Raw genomic sequence first — 9,205 nt, forward strand, 5'->3', positions numbered from 1 at the left:
GCGCCGAGCGGTCCACCTTGCCGTTCCTGTTGAGCGGGATCTCGGGCAGCGGCACGTACTGGGCGGGCAGCATGTACGCGGGCAGCCGCCGGGCGAGTGCCGCGTGCATCTCGGCGGGGGTGGCCGTGCCGACGACGTAGGCGACGAGCCGGCGTCCTCCGCCGGGTGCGGGCGCGGCCACGACGACCGCGCCCGCCACGCCGGGCACCTCGTCCAGGGTGGTGGCGATCTCCCCGGGCTCGACCCGGAATCCCCTGATCTTGACCTGGTCGTCCAGCCGGCCGAGGAACTCGAACTCGCCGTCGGCACGGAGCCGGCCCAGGTCGCCGGTGCGGTAGAGCCGCGCGCCGGGCTCGCCGTAGGGGTCGGGGACGAACCGTTCGGCGGTCAGCGCGGGCCGTCCGTGGTAGCCGCGCACGACGCAGGCGCCGCCGATGTACAGCTCCCCCGGCACGCCCGCCGGCACCGGCCGCATGGCGGCGTCGAGCACGTACATCGTGGTGCCGGGGATCGGCCTGCCGATGGGGACGAGCTCGCCGCTGACCGGCCCTGTCACGGTGTGCACGCAGTTGGCGACGCTGGCCTCGGTCGGGCCGTACTCGTTGAGCAGCACCGGCGGCGGGTCCAGCGCCTGCCAGAAGGCCAGCGCCCGGCTGGGGAACGCGTCGGCCCCCACGACCAGCACCCCGGCCAGCCCGGCCGCCTGCCCGGCGTCGAGCTGGCCGGCCAGCACCTCCAGGTGGCCGGGGGTGAGCTTGACGAACCCGTACGGCCGCGCCGACAGCCCCTCCCCCAGCTCGTCCAGCTCCGTGCCGGGCGGCAGCACGTGGACGGACTGCCCCACGGCCAGCGGCGTGTACAGGTTCGGCACCACCATGTCGTAGGCCACGGAGGAGAACAGCGGCGCCCCGCCGACCCCGCCAACGGCGTAGGCGGACACGCACCAGTGCAGGAAGTTGACCAGCCCCCGGTGCTGGACGAGCACGCCCTTGGGCCGCCCGGTGGAGCCCGAGGTGTAGATGACGTACGCGAGGTTGTCCGGCGACGAGCCGGCCTGCGGCGCGGTGGCCGGGGCCGACGCGACCGCGTCCGCCAGCGCGGCGGCGTCGCGCAGCACCAGCATCGCGCCCGAGTCGGCCACCATGTGCTCCAGCCGCTCGGCGGGCAGCGCGGGGTCGAGCGGCAGGTAGGCGGCCCCGGCCTTCCACACGCCGAGGAACGCGGCGACCAGCCAGTCGGAGCGCTCCAGGCAGACGCCGACCACGCGCTCGGGCCCGGCGCCGCGAGCGCGCAGCCAGTGCGCGATCCGGTTGGCCCGCTCGTCGAGCTCGCGGTAGCTGAGCCGGACGGCGCCGAAGGTGACCGCGGTGGCCTGCGGGGTCAGCCGGGCCTGGCGGGCGAAGAGGTCGTGGGCGCGCAGGTCCAGCGGGCCGAGCGGGGCGGGGCCACGGGAGGCGTCGAGCACGGCGGCGCGCTGGCCCGGCGGGAGCAGCTCCAGCGAGCCGATCGGCCGGTCGGGCGCCTCGGCCAGCTCGCCGAGCAGGTGCAGGAACGCGTCCACGAGCCGCTGCGCGGTGGCGGGCTCGTACAGGTCGCTGCGGTAGGTCAGGTGGCCGGACAGGCGGTCGCCCGCGGGCATCAGCGACAGGGCGAGGTCGTACTTGGCGGCGGTGTCGGGGAACGGGAAGGGCTCCACGTCCAGCTCACCCAGCCGGGTGTGCGCGGGGACGCCGGCGTGCAGCTCGTACAGCACCCGGAACAGCGGGGTGCGGCCCTCGCCCAGCATCGAGTAGGGCAGGTGCTGGTGGGTGAGCGCGTCCAGGCAGCGGGCGCGGGTGCGGGTCAGCAGCTCGGCGAAGCTGGGGTCGCCGGACACGTCCCCGCGCATGACGACGGTGTTGAAGAACGCGCCGATCACGTGCTCGGCGCCGGGCACGCCGCGGTTGGCGACGGTGCTGCCGACCGCGATGTCGTCCTGGCCGCAGTAGCGGGCCAGGAACGCGGTGAAGGCCGCCAGCCCGGTCATGTACGGGGTGACCCGCGCCCGCCGGGCCACGGCGGCGAGCGCCGAGGTCAGGCGGGGCGGGACGATGAAGCGGATGATCTCGCCCGCCGCGCCGGGCTCCGCGCCCGGCGAGCGGTCCGTGGGCAGGTCGAGCGGCGGCATCCCGGCCAGCGCGCGCCGCCAGTGGCCGAGCGCGGCCGACAGGTCGGCCCGCCGTTCGGCGGCGACCACCTCGGCGTGGCTGGCGGGCAGCGGCGGCAGCGGGTCAGGCGTGCCGTCGAGCGCGGCGCGGTAGAGCGCGTCGAGCTCGGACAGCAGCAGCCCCACCGACCACTCGTCGACCGCGATGTGGTGCACGGTGAGCAGCAGCACGTGGTCGTCGGCCGCGAGCCCGGCCACCAGCGCCCGCAGCACGGGGCCGCGGGCCAGGTCGAACGGCTCCCGCGCGGCCTGCGCGGCCAGCCGCCTGGCCTCCTCCTCGCCGGCCACCGGCCGGACGGGCACCTCGACGGGCCAGGGGGCGAGCACGATGGCGGCCGGGCGGCCGTCGCGGGCGGAGTAGACGGTGCGCAGCGCCTCGTGGCGGGCCACGACGCCGGTCAGGGCGCGGGCCAGCGCGGCGGTGTCGAGCGGGCCGCGCAGCCGCAGCGCCAGGCACACGTTGTACTCGACCGCGGCCGGATCGACCTGGTGGTGCAGCCACATGCGCTCCTGCGCGAACGACAGGCGCGACTCAGGCGCTGTGACGGTCACCGCTCACCTCCAGCAAGCCGGTGACCACCTCGGCCAGCTCCCGCACCGTCGGGCAGGCGAACACGTCGGCCACCGGCAGATCGACGCCGTAGCGGGCCCTGATCCTGGCCACGAGCCTGATCGCGACCAGCGAGTGGCCGCCCAGCTCGAAGAAGTCGTCGTCGGGGCCGACGTCGTCCAGGGCGAGCAGCAGCTTCCAGTCCTCGGCCAGCGCCGCGCGGACGGTGCTCATCGCGCTCTCCTCGCCACGCCGGCCGGCTCGGCCTGGTCGATCGAGCCCGGCACCGGCCTGGTGGGGTCGGCGTCGATGTCGACGATCTCGTTCAGGGCGTTCACGTGGACGACGCGCGGCCGGTGGGTGCCCAGCTCGCCGGGGCTGTACTGGCCGTAGGAGATCAGGATGACCATGTCGCCGGGCGACACGAGGTGCGCGGCGGCGCCGTTGACGCCGATCACCCCGGTGCCGCGCTCGCCGGCGATGACGTACGTCTCCAGACGTGCGCCGTTGGTGATGTCGACGACGGCCACCATCTCGCCTTCGAGCAGGTCGGCGGCCTCCATCAGCGCCTCGTCGACCGTCAGCGACCCGACGTAGTGCAGGTCGGCGTGCGTGACGGTGGCGCGGTGGATCTTCGACTTGAACATGGTGCGCAACATTGCGGTCCTTCGCTCAGGTAAGAGGGGCCGGGGACACCGCTGAGAGCGGCTTGAGCGGATCGCGCGTCGCCGCTCTCAGCAGGTGTATCCAGACATCCACCAGCCCTTCGACGGTTCTGCCGTCGAACAGGTCGGTGTTGTAGGCGACCTCGCCGATGATCGAGTCCGGGGTCTCCGCGACCGAGCAGACGAGGTCGGCGACCGTGGTTCTGGCCGCCAGATCGATGGGGGTCACCGTCAGCTGCGTGAGCCGCACGCCTTCCGCGCTGGTCAGCGCGCTGATCGGGACACCGTTGAAGATGACGTTGAAGAAGGGCATGCCGCCGCGGTCGCGCGGCGGGCGCAGCGCCCGCACCAGGCGTTCGAACGGGATGTCCTGGTGCGCGTACGCCCCGTGCACGACCTGCTTGACCCGGCCGAGCAGCTCGGCGAACGAGGGGTCGCCCCCGCAGTCGGCGCGCAGCACGAGCATGTTGGCGAAGAAGCCGATCATGTGCTCGGTCTCCGGCCTGGTCCTGCCGGGCACGGGCGAGCCGACGGCCACGTCGTCCCGGCCGCTCGCCTGGGCCAGCATGGCCTGGAAGCCCGCCAGCAGGGTCGCGAACAGGGTGGTGCCCGCGTCGCGGCTGAGCTTCCTGAGCCGTTCGGTGAGCGCCTCGTCCAGCAGGAACGAGGTGCGGTCGCCGGTGAAGGTCTGCATGGGCGGGCGCGGCCGGTCGGTCGGCAGCGCGAGCCTGGTCAGCCCGGCCAGCTGGTCCCGCCAGTAGGCGAGCTGGCTCTCGTCGCCGGGCTCGGACCGCTGCCAGGCGGCGTAGTCCACGTACTGGGCGGCCGGCTCGGGGAGCACGGCGGGCCGGCCGGACAGCTCCGCCTCGTAGAGCGTGCCCAGCTCCTGCCAGAACACCTGCTCGGAGCCGGCGTCGTACGCGATGTGGTGGATGACCAGGGAGAAGACGTGCTCGTAGTCGTCCAGCCTGGTCAGCCGCGCCCGCAGCGGCGCCTCCTTGGCCAGGTCGAACGGCGTGTCCCAGTCGGCGCGCAACGCCAGGGACGCCGACTCCTCGCGCGAGATCCGGTCCGCGCCCTCGGCCGCGCCGAACGTCAGGCGCGGGCCCACCTCGTCGATGCGCACCTCGGGGATGCCGTCGAGGCTCTCGACGTACCGGGTGCGCAGGATCTCGTGCCGCGCCACGAGCCGGTCGAACGCCGTGCTGAACGCGGCGACGTCGAGCCGCCCGCTCAGCCGGCACGCGGTTGGCACGTTGTAGGCGGTGGAGCAGGGGGCGAGGCGGTGCAGGAACCACAGCCGCTCCTGGCTGAAGGACAGCGGCAGCGCCCGGTCGCGGGGGACGCGCGGCAGCGCGGGCGTCTGCTCGGCCCGGCTCTCCTCGACCTCCTCGGCCAGCTCCTCCAGCGTCTCCGCGGAGAACAGCAGGTAGAGCGGGAACTCGATGCGCAGGTCGTCCTGGATCCTGAACATGACCTGGGTGGCCAGCAGCGAGTTGCCGCCCAGCTCGAAGAAGTTGTCGTCCAGGCCCACCCGCTCGACGTCGAGCACGTCGGCCCAGATCGCGGCCAGCGCCCGCTGGGTGGCCGAGACCGGCTGCCGCCCCGGAGGCGGGCCGCTCGCCGCCGGCTGCGCGGCGTCGGGCAGGGCCGCCCGGTCCACCTTGCCGTTCGGGGTGAGCGGCACCCGTTCGATCGGCACGATCTGCGCCGGGATCAGGTACGGCGGGAGCTGCTCGACGAGGTGGGCGCGCAGGCGTACCGGATCGGCGCCGGCGCCCACGACGTAGGCGAGCAGCCGCCCGCCCTCGACGACGGCCACCGACTGGCGCACGCCGGGGTGTGTTTCCAGGGCCGCCTCGACCTCGCCCAGCTCGATCCGCACGCCTCGGATCTTGACCTGGTGGTCGCGGCGGCCCAGGAAGTCCAGTGCCCCGTCGGGGCGGCGCCGTCCCAGGTCGCCGGTGCGGTACAGCCGCGAGCCCGGCGGCCCGAAGGGGTCGGGCAGGAACCGGGCGGCGGTCAGCGCGGGCTGCCGGTGGTAGCCGCGGGCCAGGCCGATCCCGCCGATGTACAGCTCGCCCTCTTCCCCGTCGGGCACGGGCGTGCCGTCCTCGCCGAGCACGTGCACGGTGTTGCCGGTGAAGGGGGCGCCGATGGACACGACGGGCCCGGCGTAGGGGTCGTGGGGGTCGTAGGTGTGCAGCGTGGAGTCGATGGAGACCTCGGTGGCGCCCCACTGGTTGTGCAGGCGGCAGCCGTACACGCCGAGCTGCTCGTGGAAGGCCAGCGCCAGCGGGGCGGTCAGCGCCTCGCCGCTGGAGATCACGTGACGCAGGCGCGGCAGCGGCGGCAGCCCTGCGCGGCGGTGCGCCTCCAGGAACAGGCTCAGCATGCTGGGCACGAACTGGGCCACCGCGGCGTCGAAGCCGCGCACCGCCGCCAGCAGCGCCACCGGGTCCTTGTGCTCGCCGGGCGGCAGGATCGCCACGGTGCCGCCGGCCGACAGCGGCCAGAACACCTCCACGGCCGCGTCGTCGAAGCTCAGCGTGGTCTTGTGCAGGACCGTCTCGCCGGGGGCGAGGCGGTGCTCGTCCTGCATCCAGCGCATGCGGTTCACCCAGCCGCCGTGCGTGCTGGCCACGCCCTTGGGCGTGCCGGTCGAGCCGGAGGTGTAGTAGATCGACACCAGGTGGTCGTCGCGCACGCCCGCCTCGATCGGGGTCACGTCGTTCGCGCCGATGATGGCGCTGTCGCGGTCGAGCAGGACGGCCGTGGCGAGGTCGTCCGGCAGCAGGCCGGCCAGCGCCTGCTCGCCCACGCACACCGGGGCGCCGCTCTGGGCCACCATCAGGCGGACCCTGGCCGCCGGGGTGTCGGGGTCGATCGGCAGGTACGCGCCGCCCGCCTTGGCCACGCCCTGCAGCGCGACGACGAGGTCCAGGCCGCGGTGCACGCACACGGCCACGGGGGTGTCGGGCACCACGCCGAGCCCGCGCAGGTGGCGGGCGAGCTGGTTGGCCCGCTCGTCGAGCTCGCGGTAGGTCAGCCGGCCGCCGTGTGCGTCGACGGCCGCCACGGCGTCGGGGGTGCGCGCGACCTGCGCCTCGACTAGTTCGTGCAGTCCTGGCACGGCTTCTCCTATCCGTTCGCCGACGCCAGCAGAGCGACGCGGTCGATCTTCTTCGTGGGGGTGAGTGGCAGCTCCCGCCGTACCTCGATCCGGGAGGGGATCATGGAGACGGGCAGGTGGGCGGCGAGGTGGCGGCGCAGCGTACGCGAGGTCACCGCGCCCTGGACGAACAGCAGCAGGGCGTCGCCCGCGACGTGGGCGGCGGCCAGCTCGACCTCCGGGTGCTCCTGGGCGACGCACTCGATCTCGCCCAGCTCGACGCGGTACCCGTTGAGCTGGACCTGGCGGTCGCGGCGGCCGGCGAAGTGCAGCAGGCCGTCCGGTCGCAGGCGGCCCATGTCGCCGGTCCGGTAGAGGCGGCCCAGCTCGGGGTGGACGACGAAGCGCTCGGCGGTCAGCTCGGGGGCGCCGCCGTATCCGATGGCCACGCCGGGGCCGCCGACGTGGATCTCGCCTTCCGCGCCGTGGGGGACGACGCGGCCGTCGGGGCCGAGCAGCTCGACGCGGTAGCCGGGCAGCGGGCGGCCGATCGGCAGCGGGTCCCGGTCGTCCGGCGTGACCTGGCCCGCGGTGGCCCAGACGGTGACCTCGGTGGGGCCGTAGAAATTCCACACCTTGCCGGCGCGGGCCGCCAGGTCGGAGACGAGCCTGGCGGTGAGCGGCTCTCCCCCGCACACGGCCTGCAGCTCGGTGCGGCCCGGGGTCAGGTGCGGCAGGAGCCATCGCCAGGCGGTCGGGGTGGCGTGGACGACGGTCACGCCGTGGCCCTCCAGCCAGCTCGCGAGCCGGGCGGCGTCGGTCTGCAGGGTCTCGGAGGTGACCAGGGTGGCGCCGCCGTGGGTCAGCGGGAGGAGGACCTCCAGCAGGGAGATGTCGAAGGCGAAGGTCTGGTTGGCGGCGTACCGGTCGGCCGGGCCCGGGTGGAGCAGCGCGGACACGGCCGACACGCAGTGGCGCAGCGACGCGTGGGTCACCTGCACGGCCTTCGGCCTGCCGGTGGAGCCGGAGGTGAACATGACGTAGGCGCACTGGTCTCGCTCGGCGTCCCCCGTGTCCATGTTCGCGGTGGCCGGGGGGCCGGAGGCCGCCGGAAGGGTGTCCAGCAGGAGCGTCGTGCCGGCCTGCCGCTGCTGGTAGCGCAGGCGCTCGGGCGGCAGGGTGCGATCCAGGGGGACGAAGACCGCCCCCGCCTGCCAGACCCCGAGGATCGCCGCCACGTAGTCGGCGGACCGGGGCAGCGCCACCGCCACCACGTCGCCCGGCCGGACGCCGCGGGCCCGGAGGCCGGCGCCCACGGCGTTCGCGCGGGCGGCCAGCTCGGCGTAGGTGAGGCTCTGCCCGGGGTCGAGCACGGCCGGCGCGTCCGGAGTGCGCGCGACCTGGGCGGCCACCTCGTGCAGCACGGTGCCGGCGCTCATGCGGTCACCTCCACGCAGGACCATTCGCGGGACCAGGGCAGCAGGGGGACGGACGTCACGCCCGCCGCCGGGGTGAGCACGGCCCAGTCGGGGTCGTGCCCCAGCTCGTAGAGGCGGATCAGCGCGCTCGGCACGTCCGCCTGGCCGGCGCAGCGGACGAGGCGGGCCTTGCGCCCGCCGTCCACGGCGCGGAGCCGGGGGCCGAGGACGCCGGGGCCGATCTCGACGAAGGTCCGCACGCCGCGGTCGAGCGCGTACGAGAGCGCGTCGCCGAGCAGGCCGGGCCGGGCCAGCTGGCCCGCCCAGTGGGCGGCGTCCAGCGCCTTGCCCGCCACCGGCCCGCCGGTGACCGTGGACACGAGCGTGACCCGGCCCTCCTGCGGGGCCAGGCCGGCCAGCGCGGCCGCCAGCTCGGGTGCGGCCTTCACGGCCGGCTCGCCGTGGGCGGCGGTGACCGGGCCCAGGTCGGCGCAGAGCACGCCGCCGTCGGACAGCGCGGCGCGCACCCGGGCCAGGGCCTCGGGCGGGCCGGCGATCACGCAGGTCTGCGGGCTCTCCACGGCGGACACCGCCAGCCCAGATCCCATCCGCCGGCACAGCGCCTCGGCCAGGCGGGCCGCCATCCGGACGCGCAGGGCGTGCGGGGCCGGCAGCCCGGCGAGCAGCCGGGCGCGCCGGGCGGCGACCGCGCGGGCGTCCGCGGCGGACAGCGCCCCGCTGTAGTGCGCGGCGACCAGCTCGGCCGCCCCGTCGCCGATCACCATCTCGGGCACGACCCCCGCGCGCCGCAGCGCCTCGGCCACCTCCGCGCCCGGCAGCCCTCCGGTGGGGGGCTCGGATGCAGTGGGCTCGGCGGTGAAGACCAGGGCCAGGCCGCCGGCGGCGGATCCGGCCGGTGGCGTGGCGACCAGGTCGGTGAGCGCGCGTTCGAGCTCGCCGGCCAGCTGGGCGGCGTCCGTCCCGGACACGGCGAGCCGGTAGGCGTGGTGGTCCCTGCGCGCGCCCGCCGTGTGGCAGGCCGCCGCCAGGTCCAGCGCGGGCTCGGCCAGCAGGTCCCGCCACCGCTCCGCCAGCTCGCGCAGCGCCTGCGGGGTGTGCGCGGACAGCGGCAGGAAGCGGCGGGACGGCGCGGGCACGCGCCCGCCGGAGGACTGCGCGACCTGCCTGGACGGCGGCGCGGCCTCCTTGGACGGCGGCGTGGCCGCGTCTAGGGCCTGTCTCTCATACACATCT

Annotated in this window: 6 protein-coding genes; all 6 read right to left on the reverse strand. The window is 75.3% G+C overall.

Annotated features, from left to right (window positions below; translation table 11 throughout):
• On the reverse strand, window positions 1-2,758 hold a 2,758-nt coding region (locus tag ETD85_RS56620; protein ID WP_138698113.1), incomplete at its 3' end, for a non-ribosomal peptide synthetase.
• Window positions 2,739-2,990 (reverse strand): acyl carrier protein, encoded by a 252-nt coding sequence (locus tag ETD85_RS56625; protein ID WP_138698114.1) that lies wholly within the window; start codon window positions 2,988-2,990, stop codon window positions 2,739-2,741. The genes ETD85_RS56620 and ETD85_RS56625, both read right to left, overlap by 20 nt.
• Complete coding sequence (panD, locus tag ETD85_RS56630; protein WP_138698115.1) at window positions 2,987-3,415, reverse strand: aspartate 1-decarboxylase; 429 nt, start codon at window positions 3,413-3,415, stop codon at window positions 2,987-2,989. Before panD ends, ETD85_RS56625 begins: the two co-directional genes overlap by 4 nt.
• A gap of 13 nt (window positions 3,416-3,428) precedes the next feature.
• Window positions 3,429-6,554: a non-ribosomal peptide synthetase gene (locus tag ETD85_RS56635; RefSeq protein ID WP_170247397.1), complete on the reverse strand. Its 3,126-nt coding sequence runs from the start codon at window positions 6,552-6,554 to the stop codon at window positions 3,429-3,431.
• Between the two features lie 8 nt (window positions 6,555-6,562).
• Entirely contained in the window at window positions 6,563-7,972 is a 1,410-nt protein-coding gene (locus tag ETD85_RS56640; protein WP_170247398.1) for an amino acid adenylation domain-containing protein, read from the reverse strand.
• The coding region (locus ETD85_RS56645) for an acyltransferase domain-containing protein (RefSeq protein WP_138698118.1) at window positions 7,969-9,205 on the reverse strand (1,237 nt) is incomplete at its 5' end. The genes ETD85_RS56645 and ETD85_RS56640, both read right to left, overlap by 4 nt.

The organism is Nonomuraea zeae (assembly GCF_005889725.1).
Lineage (GTDB): Bacteria > Actinomycetota > Actinomycetes > Streptosporangiales > Streptosporangiaceae > Nonomuraea > Nonomuraea zeae.

Coding starts and splice junctions, on each gene's coding strand:
- ETD85_RS56625 (WP_138698114.1), bottom strand. CDS start 2,990: ATGAGCACCGTCCGCGCGGCGCTGGCCGAGGACTGGAAGCTGCTGCTC.
- panD (WP_138698115.1), bottom strand. CDS start 3,415: ATGTTGCGCACCATGTTCAAGTCGAAGATCCACCGCGCCACCGTCACG.
- ETD85_RS56640 (WP_170247398.1), bottom strand. CDS start 7,972: ATGAGCGCCGGCACCGTGCTGCACGAGGTGGCCGCCCAGGTCGCGCGC.